The 16,851-nt window shown below is 38.3% G+C and carries 13 protein-coding genes and 1 tRNA gene; 5 read left to right on the top strand and 9 right to left on the bottom strand.

Features of this window, described 5'->3' with window-relative positions; translation table 11 throughout:
• Positions 1-160 precede the first annotated feature (160 nt).
• Positions 161-1,360 (top strand): tyrosine--tRNA ligase, encoded by a 1,200-nt coding sequence (tyrS, locus tag AN392_RS17045; protein WP_010390824.1) that lies wholly within the window; start codon positions 161-163, stop codon positions 1,358-1,360.
• Positions 1,361-1,409: 49 nt separating this feature from the next.
• Here tyrS and AN392_RS17040 read toward each other — a convergent pair whose 3' ends face one another.
• From AN392_RS17040 to folE2, 4 genes are all read right to left on the bottom strand, one after another.
• Positions 1,410-2,363: a regulatory signaling modulator protein AmpE gene (locus AN392_RS17040; protein WP_055013354.1), complete on the bottom strand. Its 954-nt coding sequence runs from the start codon at positions 2,361-2,363 to the stop codon at positions 1,410-1,412.
• Entirely contained in the window at positions 2,364-3,071 is a 708-nt protein-coding gene (gene mtnN, locus AN392_RS17035) for a 5'-methylthioadenosine/S-adenosylhomocysteine nucleosidase (protein ID WP_055013353.1), read from the bottom strand.
• A gap of 112 nt (positions 3,072-3,183) precedes the next feature.
• Entirely contained in the window at positions 3,184-3,780 is a 597-nt protein-coding gene (locus AN392_RS17030) for a DUF2726 domain-containing protein (RefSeq protein WP_010390829.1), read from the bottom strand.
• 102 nt (positions 3,781-3,882) lie between these two features.
• The gene (folE2, locus tag AN392_RS17025) at positions 3,883-4,803 is read right to left on the bottom strand and encodes a GTP cyclohydrolase FolE2 (protein ID WP_055013352.1); all 921 of its coding nucleotides are present in this window, start codon (positions 4,801-4,803) and stop codon (positions 3,883-3,885) included.
• A 197-nt stretch (positions 4,804-5,000) separates the two neighbouring features.
• Here folE2 and arcB point away from each other — a divergent pair, with 197 nt between their 5' ends.
• Positions 5,001-7,319, top strand: coding sequence for an aerobic respiration two-component sensor histidine kinase ArcB (gene arcB / locus AN392_RS17020; protein WP_055013351.1), 2,319 nt, complete (start codon positions 5,001-5,003; stop codon positions 7,317-7,319).
• Between the two features lie 7 nt (positions 7,320-7,326).
• On the opposite strand, the gene arcA is transcribed toward arcB, so the two are convergent.
• The 4 genes from arcA to trmB all read right to left on the bottom strand — a co-directional run bounded on the left by arcA (position 7,327) and on the right by trmB (position 12,075).
• Positions 7,327-8,043 carry a two-component system response regulator ArcA gene (gene arcA, locus AN392_RS17015; protein WP_008110444.1) on the bottom strand — a complete coding sequence of 239 codons (717 nt, stop codon included), beginning with the start codon at positions 8,041-8,043 and terminating at the stop codon, positions 7,327-7,329.
• 456 nt (positions 8,044-8,499) lie between these two features.
• Positions 8,500-10,104: an ATP-binding protein gene (locus AN392_RS17010; protein WP_055013350.1), complete on the bottom strand. Its 1,605-nt coding sequence runs from the start codon at positions 10,102-10,104 to the stop codon at positions 8,500-8,502.
• 183 nt (positions 10,105-10,287) lie between these two features.
• Positions 10,288-11,313: a methyltransferase gene (locus AN392_RS17005; protein WP_055013349.1), complete on the bottom strand. Its 1,026-nt coding sequence runs from the start codon at positions 11,311-11,313 to the stop codon at positions 10,288-10,290.
• A 36-nt stretch (positions 11,314-11,349) separates the two neighbouring features.
• Complete coding sequence (gene trmB, locus AN392_RS17000) at positions 11,350-12,075, bottom strand: tRNA (guanosine(46)-N7)-methyltransferase TrmB (RefSeq protein WP_010390835.1); 726 nt, start codon at positions 12,073-12,075, stop codon at positions 11,350-11,352.
• A 150-nt stretch (positions 12,076-12,225) separates the two neighbouring features.
• Here trmB and mutY point away from each other — a divergent pair, with 150 nt between their 5' ends.
• Positions 12,226-13,287 (top strand): A/G-specific adenine glycosylase, encoded by a 1,062-nt coding sequence (gene mutY, locus AN392_RS16995; protein ID WP_055013348.1) that lies wholly within the window; start codon positions 12,226-12,228, stop codon positions 13,285-13,287.
• Between the two features lie 34 nt (positions 13,288-13,321).
• The gene (locus AN392_RS16990; RefSeq protein ID WP_008110439.1) at positions 13,322-13,594 is read left to right on the top strand and encodes an oxidative damage protection protein; all 273 of its coding nucleotides are present in this window, start codon (positions 13,322-13,324) and stop codon (positions 13,592-13,594) included.
• 90 nt (positions 13,595-13,684) lie between these two features.
• Here the strand turns inward: AN392_RS16990 and AN392_RS16985 are convergent, their stop codons facing one another.
• Positions 13,685-16,468: an ATP-binding protein gene (locus tag AN392_RS16985; RefSeq protein ID WP_055013347.1), complete on the bottom strand. Its 2,784-nt coding sequence runs from the start codon at positions 16,466-16,468 to the stop codon at positions 13,685-13,687.
• Positions 16,469-16,775: 307 nt separating this feature from the next.
• Between AN392_RS16985 and AN392_RS16980 the strand changes: the two genes are divergently transcribed.
• A tRNA-Phe gene (locus AN392_RS16980) sits at positions 16,776-16,851 on the top strand.

Genomic DNA, 16,851 nt, shown 5'->3' with positions numbered 1-16,851 from the left:
ATTTTAGTTGGTGCAGCGATTAGTTAAAAAAGTTGTTCTAATTAAGTGGAAATTTGTTATGTTAGCTAAATAGTTTTATTTGTTTTGTTAAAACGCGCTAGCAATAAATCGTGAGCATATACACCCCCTTCGTTGTCAGAATTTTTTGGAGTAACACACAGTGGATTTACAAACCGCTCTAGCAGAGATAAAACGCGGTGCAGAAGAGATATTAATTGAAGATGAGTTGGTTGAAAAATTAAAGTCGGGGAAAAAGCTAAAAATTAAAGCTGGTTTCGATCCTACGGCTCCAGATTTGCACCTAGGTCACACTGTACTAATTAATAAAATGAAAACCTTTCAAGATTTAGGTCATGAGGTTATTTTCTTAATTGGTGACTTTACCGGTATGATAGGCGATCCAACGGGCAAAAATGTTACCCGTAAGCCACTGACTCGTGATGATGTGCTTGCTAATGCTGAAACCTATAAAGAACAGGTTTTCAAAATTTTAGACCCAGCTAAAACAACTGTTGCTTTTAACTCTACGTGGATGGAGAAGTTGGGCGCGGCTGGAATGATAAAATTGGCAGCGCGCCAAACTGTGGCACGCATGCTTGAGCGTGATGACTTTAAAAAGCGCTATGCTGGCGGTCAATCTATCGCAATCCATGAGTTTTTATATCCACTAGTACAGGGTTGGGATTCAGTTGCACTTGAGTCTGATGTTGAGCTAGGCGGCACCGATCAACGCTTTAACCTATTAATGGGTCGTGAGCTGCAAAAAGATGAAGGTCAAAAACCTCAAACCGTACTAATGATGCCTTTACTTGAAGGGACTGATGGCGTTCAGAAAATGTCAAAGTCACTAGGAAACTACATAGGTATTACTGATACGCCTAGCGACATGTTTGGTAAAATCATGTCAATTAGTGATGTACTAATGTGGCGTTACTATGACTTGCTAAGTAGCCTTTCTATTGAGCAAATTGCAGCGCAAAAACAGCGTGTAGAGCAAGGCACTAACCCGCGCGATATTAAGATTGAATTAGCGAAAGAGTTAATTGCACGTTTCCATAGCGAAGCCGATGCGCAAGCTGCTCATGATGACTTTATTCAGCGTTTTCAGAAAAAAGCACTACCTGATGAAATTCCAGAGCTGACAGTTAACATTGATGAAGACACTATTCTAATTGCTAACTTGCTAAAAGAAGCTGGCTTAGTGGCGAGTACTTCAGAGGCCATGCGTATGATCAAACAAGGCGCAGTAAAGCTTAACGGCGAAGAAAAAATTACCGATACCAAATTGGAAGTAGCAAAAGGAACAACCGCTATTTACCAAGTAGGTAAACGTAAGTTTGCAAATATTACTGTAGCCTAAAGCTACATAGAGTATAAAAACCAGCTTCGGCTGGTTTTTTTATAACTGATCAAAAAGTTAGAACAGCCCTAATAATTTCAACGCTAACAATAATTAGTAGCCAAAAAAAACGGGCTTGATTTAGGGTGTTGAGTAGCTTTGGGACATCATCAGCAGTTGGCAAGCGTTCTACTCCGACCCGCATTTTATTGAAACGCTGCTTAATATAAATAGCAGGCCCACCAAGTTGCACCCCTAAAGATGCTGAGTACACACTTAGTAACCAGCCTGTATTGGTTTGATAAAAATGGCGGCCATAATGCTTAATATAATGCATGCTTTTCTTACTGGCTTTAAGTGAAGCTATTGTCAGCGCGAGTAACCGCATGGGTATGTATTCAATAATAAAAAGAATTAGTTTAAGCGGCTTCAAAAAAGAGCTGTCGGGAGCTATATCAGTGCGCCATGCTTGTTGGATTAAGGTAAGCAAGCGGTAGGCGAGAGTAGCAATGGGGCCCACTAGTAAAAAAATGAAAATTACCACAAAATAATGACGGGCCGTTCTTAGTATGACACTTTCCATAACCGCTTTAATAATCCCTGGGTTTGAAAGTGCCTTAACTTCACGGGCTACTAGTGGTTTTAATAATTCTCGAGCAGTTGATTTTTGATTTTTTTTGGTCAATTTCGCAATACGTATCGCTTTTTTATTTATGCTACTGCTTTCTAGGCATAAGTATAAAATAAGACCGGATAGTAGTTCAGGGTAAAAGGCAAACTCCAGCAGCAAAACGACAATAATCATAATCACAGTTAGAACAAGTGTGCTTGCTAATGAAGCGGCTAAATAATGATATTGTTTGCTGTCTGTTTTTTTATAAACACGCTGGCCAATTGCGTTAAAAATTGCAGAAAGTATATGGTTAGGGTGATACCAGCTAACTAAAGGTAAAAAGCGCTCAGCTAGGAGCGCACAAATAAATACAATAAAGTCCAAATGATTTTGAACAATATTATTGAGCATTTACAGCGTAACCGCTGTTAACTTTTCTAGTAATGCCACAACCATTTTTGATGAATTAATAGAGGCTGTTTCTAAGTACTCTTCAAATGATTGCGGTGACTCTTTGCCAGCAATATCAGACATTGAGCGGATAACAACAAATGGTGTGTTAAGTGCAAAACACGTTTGTGCAATTGACGCACCTTCCATTTCTACTGCTAGCATTGTAGGGAAGTCATTGCGTGCTTTTTCAATGCGAACAGGGTCACACATAAATGAGTCACCAGTACAAATTAAACCAACAAGCGTTTTTACTTCGCTAATTTGTGCAATTGTTTGCTCGGCGGCTTCTACTAGTTTAGGGTGCGCTGCAAAGCCTGCTGGCATTTGTGGTACTTGGCCAATTTCGTAACCAAATGCGGTTACATCTACATCGTGATGACGAACTTCTGATGAAATCACCACATCGCCAACGTTAAGCGAAGGATCGAAACCACCGGCAGAGCCTGTGTTAATAACACAATCAGGTTTGAAGTTATCGATAAGTAAAGTGGTTGCAATAGTTGAAGCGACTTTACCAATGCCTGATTGCACTAAAGTAACAGTATTACCTGCAAGCTCACCAGTATAAAACGTAAAGCCTGCTTTGGTTAAAATCTGTGGATTTTGCATCGCTTCGCGCAAAATTTTAACTTCTGGCTCCATGGCGCCAATAATACCAACATTCATAGTGTTAAATTCCTAAATTTGAATAGGCTGATTATACGTGAAGTCTGCTATAAAAAACAAAAAAGCGAGTCATTTAAAATGCTCGCTTTAATACATTGCTTTAACTCAGTAGTTATATTTCAGCAAGGGCAGTTGAATGTGCTTTTGCTTGAGAAGGTGATAATACCGCAGGCTTATGGACTCTAGTACGAGTCGGGCGCGAAGATTGTGATTTAGCAGGTTTGCCTAATTTAAACATAATGGCATCGCGAACTTCACTCGGGCGGTAGCCTGATTTCACTTTCATACGAATATGTGGAATGCCAGCGGCTTCTAATGCACCGTTAACAAACCAATCACGTTGTGCTTTGTGACCATCTTTGTTGGCGTTATTAACTAAGTCAACTGCTGCCACTATGGTCATTTTTTCTTTGTCGACTAGTACAAAGTCGAGCTGTTTATTTTTTGCTTTAGCCAATGCAGCACGTTTAGATTTGACAGATAGACCTTGTTTACAGTCAATCACATCGATTAGTTTAACGCGACTAACAATTTTATATTGATCGCCAACAGCGCGTTCTAATAAGCCTAGAAACGCCCCTTCTACTTGGGTAAATACACTTTGCTTGCGAGTAAAAGGATAAGGGTTTCCGCCGTCATCATTAAATTTTGACGCAACCACAGATGCCCCAACAACTAGCACTAATATTAATAATAAAGCGAATTCCATACGGTAACTCCATAACAACAAATTGACACTGCTTTTCTAAAGCAATTTATGTGCCCAAATAGTTGTTATGGCTATTTTATTAACGAATGGGGATGAGCGCTATTATGCTTTATAACCGCCCTCAATCCCTTTTACGGCAATAGCGACGGCATCATGAGCATGTAAAGACTCATAATGGTTTATTTGCAGGAAGTAATCGCTAAATTCTTTTGACTCTAACGTTGTTTTAATTTTTCGTGCTGCGTCTTCACAAAACATCAGGTTTTGACCATTTAAACGGGCAAACTCTTGTTCGTCTTCACGTTTTACCGCAGCTTGTACTGGTGTTTTAAGCTCATCTTCTAGTAAGTTTATTAAGTTAACCACATCAAATTCTTGAATATTTTGATCTAGCTTTACTTTAACATTAGCGATAGAACGCTGTGAATGCGGGGTTGCTACAATGCCTTGAGTTGTTCCAAGCCATTCTAAAACCTCTGATTGAGTTAGCGTTTCTCGAGCAAACTTTTCGCTAAACGCATTTTGGATAAGTTGACGAGCAAGGGCTGCAGAGCAGGGGCAGGTTGATGAGTAAGTAACATCAACACTGAGTTCAAAACTAATGACACCTTGATTTATGGTACTGGTAAGTACAACTGGGTAGCTTTTCCAGCCGGCTTTGCCACTAAGTAATGATTTACGGCGCAGTGGTAATTCAAATTTAAATTCGATTTGTGCTTTATCGCTCAAGCCTTCATGGCTGGTGATAAAGGTATCTAATGCTTGTGCTAAGCTGTGCGGGTTGACCTGCTGCTCAGTTGAGAGGTGATCAAGCGCTAAAAACAGACGCGACATGTGGATGCCTTTGGCGTCTTCTTGGTGTAAATTAACAAAAGCGCGTGCTTTTGCATTAACGGTAACTGGAGCTAAATCAAGAGATTCAAAAATAAAAGGCAGCTCTATATCGCCCATTCCTACCCAGTCTAATTTACCTGTTTGTAATGCGGCAGCCGTGTTAGCAATATCTGGCATAGTCGTTTGCATGATACGTTACTCGTTATTTGCAATATTTAAAACGTCACATTTTACACTAAATAAAGAATTGCTGAAATGCGGCAAATAACGCCAAACATGAAATTTTGTTGTTTTTATCGCACAACATGAAAATAGCTGATAGAAAATGCTAAAATTAGCCTTTAATCATACTTACTTAAGCATTTAGCTAAGAGAAACACTGATATATGACAGATTCTTCTTTGAACCCGTGGGTTCGAGTTCTTTCCAGTTCAATAACTCGTTTTGGTGAGTTTAAAACTGCAGCTATTTGCTATGCATTATTACTGACAGTATCGCTGGTTTTGTCGAGTATGTTTTACTATGTTGCCATTGGGGAAGTGAACTTAGTTGATATATTGGCTGTAGTATTTTTTACCTCAGTTGTTTCCCCTCTGGTGATTAGCGTACTGCTTAACTCTATTCGGCAACTTGATGCCTCTTATGCCTATTTAGATAGTGCCACAAAACAAGAAAAGCTTTTAAATCAAACTCTCAAAGACAATATTAATCGTTTAAACATTGAAATTGATGAACGTAAAATGGCCTTTCATGCTAAGCATAGAGCAATAGAAGAGCTTAGACGTGAAATTGCAGAGCGTAAAAAAACGCAACAAGAACTCGCGCAACAAGGCATGTTATTACGCTCCATTGTAGACTCCTCACCAGATTTATTTTATTACCGCGATAACAACGGGGTGTTTGCCGGTTGTAATAAAATGTTTGAAGAGGTGATGGGCAAAACCAGTGGCGAATTAATTGGCAAAGCCGCAGAAGAAATATTTCCAAGCCACTTTTTATCAGAAGTATTAAGAACCGATGAGCAGGTTGAACGCACTCATCAAGGTTTAACTATTGATGTAGAGTATTCTGTAAATGGTGAAATAAGATGGTTTGAACTGAGAAAACTCCCCTTTATAAATGAGCAGGGCGATTACATTGGTCTACTAGCCTTTGGCCGTGATATTACCAGCCGTAAAGAAGCCGCGCAGGCACTGGAAACTGCTTACAAAGATAAAGGGAAATTTATTGCCACATTGAGCCATGAATTACGCACTCCGCTCAATGGTATCGTCGGTTTAACCCGAATGCTATTGGATACTGAACTTAATAAACAGCAGCGTAGCTGGTGTAATACGGTGTTTTCAAGCGCCGAAACGCTGGGTAATATATTTAACGATATTATAGATTTAGATAAAATTGACCGTGAGCAACTCGATATTGCCGCTAACGAAATTAATGTGTCTGACTTTATCAATGATGTGGTTAACTTTGCAGGCCTTATTGCGGAGCAAAAAGAACTTTCTTTTGAAGTAAAACGCTCTGGAATGCTTGATATATACGCTTTACTTGATCCTACACGTTTACGCCAAGTAGTATGGAACTTAATTAATAATGCGGTTAAATTTACCCAGTACGGTAGTGTCACCTTAGATTGTGCTAGAGAGAACCGCGAAGATGGCCCATGGCTTATTATAAAAATACTCGATACCGGTGAAGGGATTCCGCAAGAACAACTTACCCGTATTTTTGATATGTACTACAAAGCGCCCGACCTTAAAGGGACCAATGCGATTGGCTCAGGTATTGGCTTAGCCGTAACAAAAGCGTTAGTAAGTGCTATGAAAGGCATTATAACTGTTAATAGTACCCTCGGAGAGGGCAGTTGCTTTACCGTTCAAATTCCGCTGAATTTATGTAGTGCTCCTACCGAACATAGTTATGTAGGGCGTAGCTTATATATTTTATTAGTGGAAGATGTGCCACTTAATGCTGAAATTGCAACTAACCTATTAGAACAACGTGGACATGAAGTACTGTGGGCTGAAACGGGAGAAGATGCTTTATCGTTTGTAGAAACCGAAGATGACCTAGATTTAGTATTACTTGATATGCAGTTGCCTGATATTAATGGTGATGAAGTAGCAAGACAAATTCGCGCACAAAGCCATTTTGACCCGCTTCCTATTGTGGCACTTACCGCCAATGTTCGCAGTGCTGAAGAGGAGCTTGAGGGGATTTCTATTCAAGGGGCGTTAGCTAAACCGATAAACACCAGTAAGTTAGATAATATGCTCGCTGAACTCTTTGGCATTCAACAAGCGCAAGTTGAGGCTCCTCAACGAGTAGTTAATCAAGAGTTATTAAATCAAATTAATACTGACTTGCTAGATGTTGAAACCATTGAAGACTTTGTAAACTCGATGGGCGTTGAAGTATTTAAACGTAGTAGTCAGTTGTTTGCAAAACTAAATCCGCAATATCAACAAGAGCTATTAGGATCATTAAAAGCAGCTGACAGAGAAGAGTACAAATCCGTTGCGCATAAGTTAAAAGGTGCCGCTGGGTCGGTTGGTCTGAATGATGTGCAGTTGCATGCAAAGCAAATGGAACATGGTGCGCTGGAACAAAGTGATGAAGTATTAACAGTCTGGCTTGATGAATTAGCAGACAAAATAAATGAAGGACAACGGGCCCTTCATTTATTTTTACAGCAATTAGAGTAAAAACTAATTAGCTGTCGATTTTACCAATGAAGCGGTAACCTTCACCATGAATGGTGCTGATTAACTCAGACGTTGAGTTGTCGCTTTCAAAGTGCTTACGGATACGACGAATGGTAACATCAACTGTACGGTCGTTAGCGCGAAGCTCACGGCCAGTCATGTGCTTAATTAGTTGCTCACGGCTGAATATACGACCTGGAGAGTCAAGCATTAAACGCAGTGCTCTGTACTCGCCTTTAGGTAGGCGTTTTGCATCTCCATTTGGAGAAGTAAGGCAACGACTGTTTTCGTCAAGTTCCCAACCGTTAAAGGTGATCACGCCATTGGTTTCAATAGCTGATTCTTCACCACCTAATGCAGTACGCGTAATTAAGTTACGTGCACGAATAGTTAATTCTCGTGGGTTGAAAGGCTTAGTAATATAGTCATCAGCACCAATTTCAAGACCTAAAATACGGTCTACATCGTTGTCACGGCCTGTTAAGAAAATAAGACCAACTTTACGTTTTTGGCGTAACTCGCGAGCTAAAATAAGCCCGTTTTTACCTGGCAGGTTGATGTCCATAACTACAAGATTGACGTCATCGTTATTTGTAAGCTTATCATGCATATCATCGCCATCAATGGCTTCAATAACTTTGTAACCTTCAGCTTCAAATAAACTAACGAGGTTTAGTCTAGTTACGTCTTCATCCTCTACGATCAGAATGACTGGCGTTTGCATCTTTAATTAACCTTTTTGGAGTGTGTTTTATTTATAAAATCGGCGTGATCATCAGAGCCGACTACTAGAATTATAGGATTATATCTAAATGTTAACAAGTAAAAACAGATTAGATATAAACAGCTGCGCGCCCAAACCTACTATGACGTATTATTAAAAACCGCGGCTTAATTGATACTTAACGTTGGATGTATAATTTGAATTATAGAGTCGAAGCCATTTCCCTTTAATAATTGATACATCCATCAACCTAAAGATACTTAAAATAATCAGACTAATTCAAAACGGAATTATATCACTTTCCAACTTTTCATCAATGTATGTGATATGTTAAACACAATTAAGTTCATTAATTGTGTGGAAATACAGCATTAATGATACAACTGTTTAGTTGGCTATGTATTAGTATGGTCATAAAGTTGTAATTCAAGAGGGGAATAAGAGTTATTTCGCTTTTTAAAAAAGTGTAATAATAAATCGGGCCCCTTGCTGATACTCGGTATCTAACACAATTTCCCCAGCCAAAGCTTGAGTCACTAAATTGTAAACTAAATGCATTCCTAAGCCACTGGCTCCTTGGCCGCGCTTTGATGTTACAAATGGGTCAAATATTTTTGCTCGTATATTGCTTTCAACACCCAGGCCGTTATCTGTGTAGGTAATTTGTGTTTTTGTTTCTGTTGCTACAATATCAATCTGCACTTCATTGTCACCGCCAGCTACAAATCCGTGTAACAGGGAATTTAAAATTAACTGATGAAAAACTTGCTGAAGTGGCCCTTTTTTACTTTCGACGGTTAAATCTGATGGACAATTTATGAGGACTTTAGGGTTTTTAATTTTTAGTTCTTGCCCCATAGACAGTAGAGTATCACTAATTAATTGTTGTATATTAACAGTGCTGGTTATTTCATCATCTTTGATCACTGCAACTTTTTTAAAGTTAGAAATGAGCTCTGCAACGCGGTTTAAGCTGCTATATATTAAGTCTAAGTTTTCGATACCATCGTTAGTAAATTGTTCAAATTGACTCGCAGTTAGTGATTTATTATGAAATTTAACCTGCAGTTCCGCGAGTTTATCCCGCAATAGAGTAGAGCCTGTAATACCAAGTCCAATCGGTGTATTTACCTCATGGGCAACCCCTGCCACCATTTGCCCCAATGAAGCCATTTTTTTGTTTTCGACAATTTGAGTTTGGTATTGGTGCATCTTTTCCAGAGTGGATAACAGCTCTTTATTAGCCTCTCTGAGTGCGATAGTGCGTTGACTTACTTTCTCTTCAAGGTTTGAGTTTAGCTGCTTAATTTCTTGTTTATCTTCTTCATGGCGTTCTATTTGCCTTTGTGTACGTGCAAGCATTACATTTAAGCTATTAGAAAGCCGAGTTATTTCAGTTAGGTTCGTTAAAGGCGCACGTGCATAGTAATTATGTTTTTTAGCTATGTTTTGCAACAACAAGCTTAAGTTTTCTATTGGACTGGCTATCCTTTTTTGTAGCCTTAAAATAATCAAAGAAATAAAAATAAGTATTAAAGCCATAATAACGATATCGATTATAATCTTTTTAGTTATTAGTTGATTTAAGTTATCTAAGCTGCCTCTAATATATACATAGCCGAGCAGCTGTTCATTATTGAGTATTGGGGTAATGTACTCAATATACTCGTCACTAACCTGTGGTTCAGAAAAATCATTAATATTATCTGTTTTAATGGGGACTGGTGGTGATTTTCGGGCATTAAAGCTGGTAAAAAAGACTGGCTTGTTAGATTGCTCATCTAAGGCGTAAATATGTAAATTTGTGACGGATGATACTTGTTGAAGCAGCTTTAAGCGCCTTTCTTCTGCAGGCCTATTTTTATTTAGCAATGAGGGCATCGCGTCGAATGCAATGATCTCTGATACCAACACAAGTTTGCTAATAAGCTGTTTTTTTTGCTCTTGCGCACTTAAATAGGTAGAAATTGAAAGCGATAATAACAAACAGATAGCTGTTATAAGCATGATGGTTTTAAACAATATGCTACGAATGCTATTTTGCTCTACAGTTTTGGGCATTGCGAGAAGGTCATCCGTGTCAATTGTGAGTCTAATGATAATAGTTTAGCAAAAACAGAAAAAAGTGAATTAAAAAGATTAGCTTAATTACACTTTTTATTTTTAGCTAATCTACTTATGAAACATAAATATGTGGCTAATATAGCCCATATTTATGTTTTGACAGGATATTAATAACTTATTTTAGCTACTGTATACGGCAAATTTGTTGTTTTTGAACACTGTGTGGTAGCTATCAAATTGGGTTTCTAAAATTGGTGGATATTTCAAAAAGCTATTAGCCACTATGGTCAGTTTGCCTGCCTTAGTTAAATGTTGCTTTGCATGGGTTAAAAAAGATTCCGCAACGCTGTAGTCAGTTGCAATCCCGGTATGAAATGGCGGATTGCTAATAATTAAATCAAACTTGCCAACAATACTATTTAAACCATCACTGAGTATGGCTTCACCGTTTACATTATTTAGCTTAAGCGTTTGCGTTGTTGCATAGGCCGCAAGTGCACTTACGTCACTACAGGTAAATGTCAGTGCTGGATTTTTTAGCCCTAAAAAAGTAGCAATAAGTCCTGCGCCACAACCAAAATCAAGGACTTTCCCATGTTTTAAGTTAGGAGCATTCTCTAATAGCATTTTCGTTCCAGCATCTAGTGCACCATGGTTAAACACACCAGGAATACTGACTGCTGTAAACTCAATATCGCTCACACATACCGTAAACTCTTTATGGTAAGTGCGAATATCAAACGCGCTATTAATAGTGAGCTCTGAAAATGAATATAAAACACAGTGTTTTGCTGAGTCTATTTTATTACTAAATTCAGCCTTACCGGCGAGTTGCTTTTCAATTGACTTAACACCGCTCTTGTTTTCGCCAACAACGAGTAGCTCTGCATCTTTGCTTATCACAGCACGTATGTTGTCTAACGCCATTAATAGCTCAGGTTTAGATTTAGGGTAATAAAGTATTACCAAATCATAATCGCCCGAATTAATTGTGTGGCCGATGGTTACGTCAATACCCGATATGTTTTTTGCAAATTCACCATTAGCGTGGTTATAACTAAAAGCGGTTATTTTACTTTGTGGATTGAGCGTTTTTAGCTCATTTAAAAAGCCATCTTGAACAAAGTTGACCACCAATATTGATTTACCTTTTAACTCTTCACTGTTACGAAGTAATAGTAGGCTCGGATTGGTTAATACGCTCATAAATGGCTTTACCTTACTTGATTATTTAATTAACGGTTACTTAGTACGTTCGAACATTAAATCCCATACGCCATGACCTAAACGCTGACCACGCTGTTCAAATTTAGTCAAAGGACGTAAATCAGGACGAGGTACATAGTCGTTGGTCTCAGATTGGTTTTTGTAACCTGGAGCTGCTTGCATTACTTCTAACATATGCTCTGCATAGTTTTCCCAATCGGTTGCCATGTGAAATACGCCACCGATTTTTAATTTAGAGCGAAGTTTTTCAGCAAACTCAGTTTGTACAATGCGACGCTTGTGGTGACGCTTTTTGTGCCATGGATCAGGGAAAAATAACTGTAAGGTTGATAAGCTTTCATCGCTTATACAATCAGCAAGAACTTCTACTGCATCGTGTTCAAATACGCGCAGATTAGTAACGCCAGCTTCGTCAGCATCCATTAAACATGCGCCAACGCCTGGGCGATGAACTTCTATGCCGATAAAGTTAAGGTGTGGTGCATTTTTTGCCATTTCAACTAATGACTTACCCATACCAAAACCAATTTCTAGCACTACATCATTGTCATTGCCAAAAACTTCGCTTAAATCAAGTAGGCCGTTTTTATGTTCAAGCCCCATTGTTGGCCAGCATTTTTCGATTGCAGCAGCTTGGCCTTTGGTTAATCGGCCTTCGCGTTTTACAAAACTGCGAATAGTGCGGATATACTTACCTTCTTGCTTAGCTTGCTCAAGGTTGTTGTTACTTGATTCACTCATATTATTGGCCTGACAAAACAATGTGTTTAAAAATGGTTGCGTATTATCCCTGACCAGCGCTAGGTTGACAAGCATTAGGGCGTTATAGCTTGATCTTTTCAGTCACTACAATAGACTGAGCCGCCATTGAGCATTAGTAAAAAAGTAAATATGTTGGATTTAAAAAAACAGCAGTCAGCTTGGTTTTCCAACCAAGTAGTTGACTGGTATCACCTTCATGGGCGCAAAACGTTACCATGGCAATTAGCTAAAACGCCATATAAAGTGTGGGTATCTGAGGTGATGTTACAGCAAACTCAGGTTGTCACTGTTATCCCTTATTTTGAAAAGTTTATGCAAAGCTTTCCCGATATTATTGCTTTAGCAAATGCTGATGAAGATCAGGTTTTGCATCATTGGACAGGTTTAGGTTATTACGCTCGTGCACGCAATTTACATAAAACCGCTAAAATAGTTCGAGATAAATACCAAGGTCAGTTTCCTAGCACGCTTGAAGAAGTAATGGATTTACCCGGAATAGGGCGCTCTACTGCTGGTGCTGTTTTATCATTATCTTTGGGGCAGCATCACCCTATTCTTGATGGTAATGTTAAAAGAGTGCTTGCTCGGTTTTTCATGGTTGAAGGTTGGTATGGAGTCAAAAAGGTAGAAAATCAGCTTTGGCATTTAAGTGAACAACTCACTCCTAAAAATAATGTAACAGAGTTTAATCAAGCTATGATGGATTTAGGTGCAAGCTTATGTTCGCGCAGTCGCTTTGATTGTGAGGCGTGCCCGTTAAATAGCCGTTGTGGTGCGTTTAACGCAGGTAAAGTTAAGGAGTTCCCTCACTCTAAACCTAAAAAAGCAGTGCCTAAAAAAAGCTGCCACCAGTTAATTATTAAACATAACGACAAAGTGCTTATGGAAAAACGCCCAAACAGTGGTATCTGGGGCGGATTGTTTGGATTTTTTGAATTTAATGAGTACAGCGAGCTCGAAACTTTTTTAGCGCAACAAGGGCTTAAAAGTGACCTTAATGAAGTAGCGCCTTTTACTCATGTATTTTCACATTTTGAGCTCACAATTAACCCGCATGTACTTAATATTGAAAAAGCTCCTGATGTTGTTAATGACAAGCAGTTGGTATGGTATCCACTCGATCAATCAATAGAAGTAGGGTTAGCTGCACCGACTAAAAAGTTGGTTAAACAAATTACGGCAATAGTATAGAATAGCGATATATTTAGCATTAAGGGGAACAATCATGGCACGTACAGTATTTTGTCAAAAGTTACAAAAAGAGGCCGAAGGCCTTGGTTTTCAGTTATACCCTGGTGAACTTGGTGAGAAGATTTTTAATAATATTTCTAAAGAAGCCTGGGGGCAATGGCAGCATAAACAAACTATGCTGATCAATGAAAAGCATTTAAACATGATGGATCCAGAGCATCGTACTTTTTTAGAAGAGCAAATGGTTGGCTTTTTATTTGAAGGTAAAGAAGTTGAGATTGAAGGTTATAAGCCAGTAGAAAAATAAGTTAACTGTGCTTAGGTTAATTAATAAAAAAGGGCTCTAAGCCCTTTTTTATTGCGTTAGCAAACGTTCTTAGTAACATATACTATTTAGTTAAATAAGTTCGTTCTGTTCCTCATTATTTTTAATTTGCTCTTTTAAGAACTGCGCTGCTCTTGAATATTCAATTTCGAGTTTATCTCTCATTTTTATTAACTCATCAGCACTTACTTCATCGCTCTTGCACTTATCTTCAAATGACTGTGCTAAATCAGCAACAATATTAGCCCCTACTGTTTTTGATATAGATTTTAATTGATGGCAGGCAGATATAATTTCAGCTTTGTTACTTTGCAACACAGCAAAGTTAATCGCTTTAATTTGTTCTTGGCTCTGCTCTAAATACATTTTAAAGAAGCGGGTTATTTTAGCATCATCGCCATTTATGTACTTATTCGCTGATTCCATATCAATAGGCATAACAGACTTTTCGGCCGAATTCACCTGTTGTGGTTGTTCGCTGTATAAATCACTCCATTGCTTTAATGTGTCTTCAAGTGCATTAAGCTCAATAGGTTTAGTAATAAAGTCGTTAATACCCACTGCTAAACATCGCTCTCTCTCTCCCTTTAGAGCATTGGCAGTGACAGCAATAATATAAGGTTGTGCGTCAATTGATTCGAGTAATGAAGCTTCTTCTCTAATTTTTTCAACCATGTCGTAGCCAGACATTTTTGGCATATGTAAATCGGTTAAAATGAGCGAGTAGCTATTTTTACGCCACATATCTAAACCTTCTTCACCGTTATTAGCTACCTCTACACTGTAACCTAGTATATGTAGTTGTTCGGTGAGTACCTCTTGGTTCAATCGGTTATCTTCTACCAATAATACCAGCCTATTTGCAGCGAGTGCCTCTTCTGAACTTAGGTAGTGATTCATCGTTCTGGCTTTTTTAATTTGCTTAGGCTTATGTAAGCCGGCAGCCACTAAAATTGAAAGCATAAAGTTAGATTTACACAAAGGGGAGGCGTTAATATAAAAAATATTTTTATGGTTAATAACCGCTTCATCTAACTTACTTAATACCACCATTTGTTGGTTATTATCTTCTAATGAGTAAAGTAAACTTCTTAGTAGGGTACTAATACTACTCATGTCATCAATACCATCAACAACCCAAATAATATCCTTGGTTTCTTGATGAGCTTCTATATCTTGCTGCTCATGAGCATAGGTTATTTTAGCTCCCATAAATGACAAGTAACGGTAAATTACTTTGCCGCGTTCTGCGTTGTTACTAACAACAATGACATGTTTACCATTAAGTGTATTTTTATGGGCAAATTCAATTTTACCTGCGGTTGAAAAGGGCAGTTCAACAGTAAACTCACTACCTATCCCTTCATGACTTGTTACATGAATGGTACCAAGCATTAGCTCAGTTAAGCTTTTACAAATTGAAAGCCCAAGCCCTGTACCACCGAACTCTCGCGTAATTGAGCTTTCTGCTTGGGTGAACGGGTTAAAGATTTTTCTCAACTGAGATTGACTCATTCCTTTACCGTTATCACTTACGCAAAAACGCAATGTAAAGTGATCGGCGGTGTTATGTGCTACTTCTACTGATATTCTTACTTTCCCCTGGGTTGTACCATTGGTGCTGGTAAACTTTATGGCATTACTACATAAGTTATATAGCACTTGGCGCACTCTAACAGAGTCCCCCTTAAGGTTGTTGGGTATATCGGGGGCAATTGATAAATCGAGTTCTAGGTGGCGATTTTTAGCAACCGACGATAACACCTTAGCAACTTCTTCTAGCGTATCTGCAACAGAAAACGGAACTGGATCTATATTGAGCTTTCCAGCCTCAATTTTAGAAAAATCTAAAATATCATCTAAAATACTTAATAACGAAAATGCTGATTCACGAATAATAGTACTTAAACGTTGCTGGGCACCATCAAGCTCTGTTTGACGAAGTAAATCAATAGTGCCAATTACGCCATTCATTGGTGTTCTTATTTCATGACTCATAGTGGCTAAAAAGGTGGTTTTAGTTTCGCTGGCTTTTAATGCTTTTTGAGTTTGCTTTTCTAATTCAAATGTTCTGCTTTGTACTTCTGTTTCAAGGCTAGTTTGTAGTTTTTTTAATTCTTTTTGTGCAGCCTGATCGTCAGCTTGAACCGTACTTACTTTTTTTAGCAGCAAGTTAATTTGTTGAGCAACGGTTTCTAATCCGCCTTCGAGTTGCTCATTAAGCGTGCTTTGATAGTTATCATTTTGTGTAATTGCTTTGAGTTCTTGAGTGAGAGAGTCGGTATTTTTATATAATCGTTTATTAATATGCTTATTAAACGTAATAGCTAACGCAAACAGCACTATCAAAGCAACAATAGCGGCAAGGTACGCATTCATAAATAAGTTTTGTGTAGATGATGCAATTAAAGGTTGTTTTTGCTCAATAATAAGCTCAGCAATTACCTCCCCATTTACTGAAATAACATGATGTAATATGCCTTGCTCCTTTACATACTCATTAATAGCTAAAGGCTCAATTAAATTACTATTATTGCTATAAACCAACTCGGTTTTATTGTTCGCATTAAAGCGGTGCAGGGTATATTTAAAATTATTATTGAGTAAGCTTGCGGTATCAAGAAGTGATTTGACTTTGTCTTGCTCGTGTATAGTTAGTGCTTCTACTATGGGTTGCTCAAGACGCTCAGCAAGTTTTGTTACCTTGATGGTTGAAACAGGGTTAACTTCTTTGTGCTCAGTATTGCTTTGTGAGTAAAGCGAATAGGCGACTATAAATAATGTGGCAGTTATAAGGTTACTAACTAAAAATAAAGGTAGTAAGCCTTTGATTGCTGGAGAAAACTTACCCTGCATGAATTTTCCTATCGTGGTATTATTAGAACGGTAAGCCTGTACCGAAAGTTATATACCAATCGTAACACCTAAAAAAAATAATTCACTACGTTTTTTAAAGTCTTTTGTTGAATAAATGCACTGCATTAACGAGAAACGTCGCTAGTTGTTTGAAAACCGTTCAAACAGTTGCAAAGGATAAAAAAAAAGTTGACTTGTAAGGGCAAAACTCGTTTAATACGCCGCACGCCCAGATAGCTCACTAAGAAGTGTCTTGTGGGAGTTGCATTAAAAATCAGGTAAGATTTTTAATTCGCACTGTTTAAGTGCCTCGATAGCTCAGTTGGTAGAGCAGAGGATTGAAAATCCTCGTGTCCCTGGTTCGATTCCGGGTCGAGGCACCA

This window comes from Pseudoalteromonas sp. P1-16-1b (assembly GCF_001401785.1).
GTDB classification, from domain to species: domain Bacteria; phylum Pseudomonadota; class Gammaproteobacteria; order Enterobacterales; family Alteromonadaceae; genus Pseudoalteromonas; species Pseudoalteromonas undina.
This window is presented reverse-complemented; position numbering and strand designations above follow the sequence as displayed.

Bases quoted from the DNA above. Each gene is read 5' to 3' on its own strand.
- AN392_RS17040 (WP_055013354.1), bottom strand. From the start codon at position 2,363: ATGCTCAATAATATTGTTCAAAATCATTTGGACTTTATTGTATTTATT.
- mtnN (WP_055013353.1), bottom strand. From the start codon at position 3,071: ATGAATGTTGGTATTATTGGCGCCATGGAGCCAGAAGTTAAAATTTTG.
- AN392_RS17030 (WP_010390829.1), bottom strand. From the start codon at position 3,780: ATGGAATTCGCTTTATTATTAATATTAGTGCTAGTTGTTGGGGCATCT.
- folE2 (WP_055013352.1), bottom strand. From the start codon at position 4,803: ATGCAAACGACTATGCCAGATATTGCTAACACGGCTGCCGCATTACAA.
- arcB (WP_055013351.1), top strand. From the start codon at position 5,001: ATGACAGATTCTTCTTTGAACCCGTGGGTTCGAGTTCTTTCCAGTTCA.
- arcA (WP_008110444.1), bottom strand. From the start codon at position 8,043: ATGCAAACGCCAGTCATTCTGATCGTAGAGGATGAAGACGTAACTAGA.
- AN392_RS17010 (WP_055013350.1), bottom strand. From the start codon at position 10,104: ATGCCCAAAACTGTAGAGCAAAATAGCATTCGTAGCATATTGTTTAAA.
- AN392_RS17005 (WP_055013349.1), bottom strand. From the start codon at position 11,313: ATGAGCGTATTAACCAATCCGAGCCTACTATTACTTCGTAACAGTGAA.
- trmB (WP_010390835.1), bottom strand. From the start codon at position 12,075: ATGAGTGAATCAAGTAACAACAACCTTGAGCAAGCTAAGCAAGAAGGT.
- mutY (WP_055013348.1), top strand. From the start codon at position 12,226: ATGTTGGATTTAAAAAAACAGCAGTCAGCTTGGTTTTCCAACCAAGTA.
- AN392_RS16990 (WP_008110439.1), top strand. From the start codon at position 13,322: ATGGCACGTACAGTATTTTGTCAAAAGTTACAAAAAGAGGCCGAAGGC.
- AN392_RS16985 (WP_055013347.1), bottom strand. From the start codon at position 16,468: ATGCAGGGTAAGTTTTCTCCAGCAATCAAAGGCTTACTACCTTTATTT.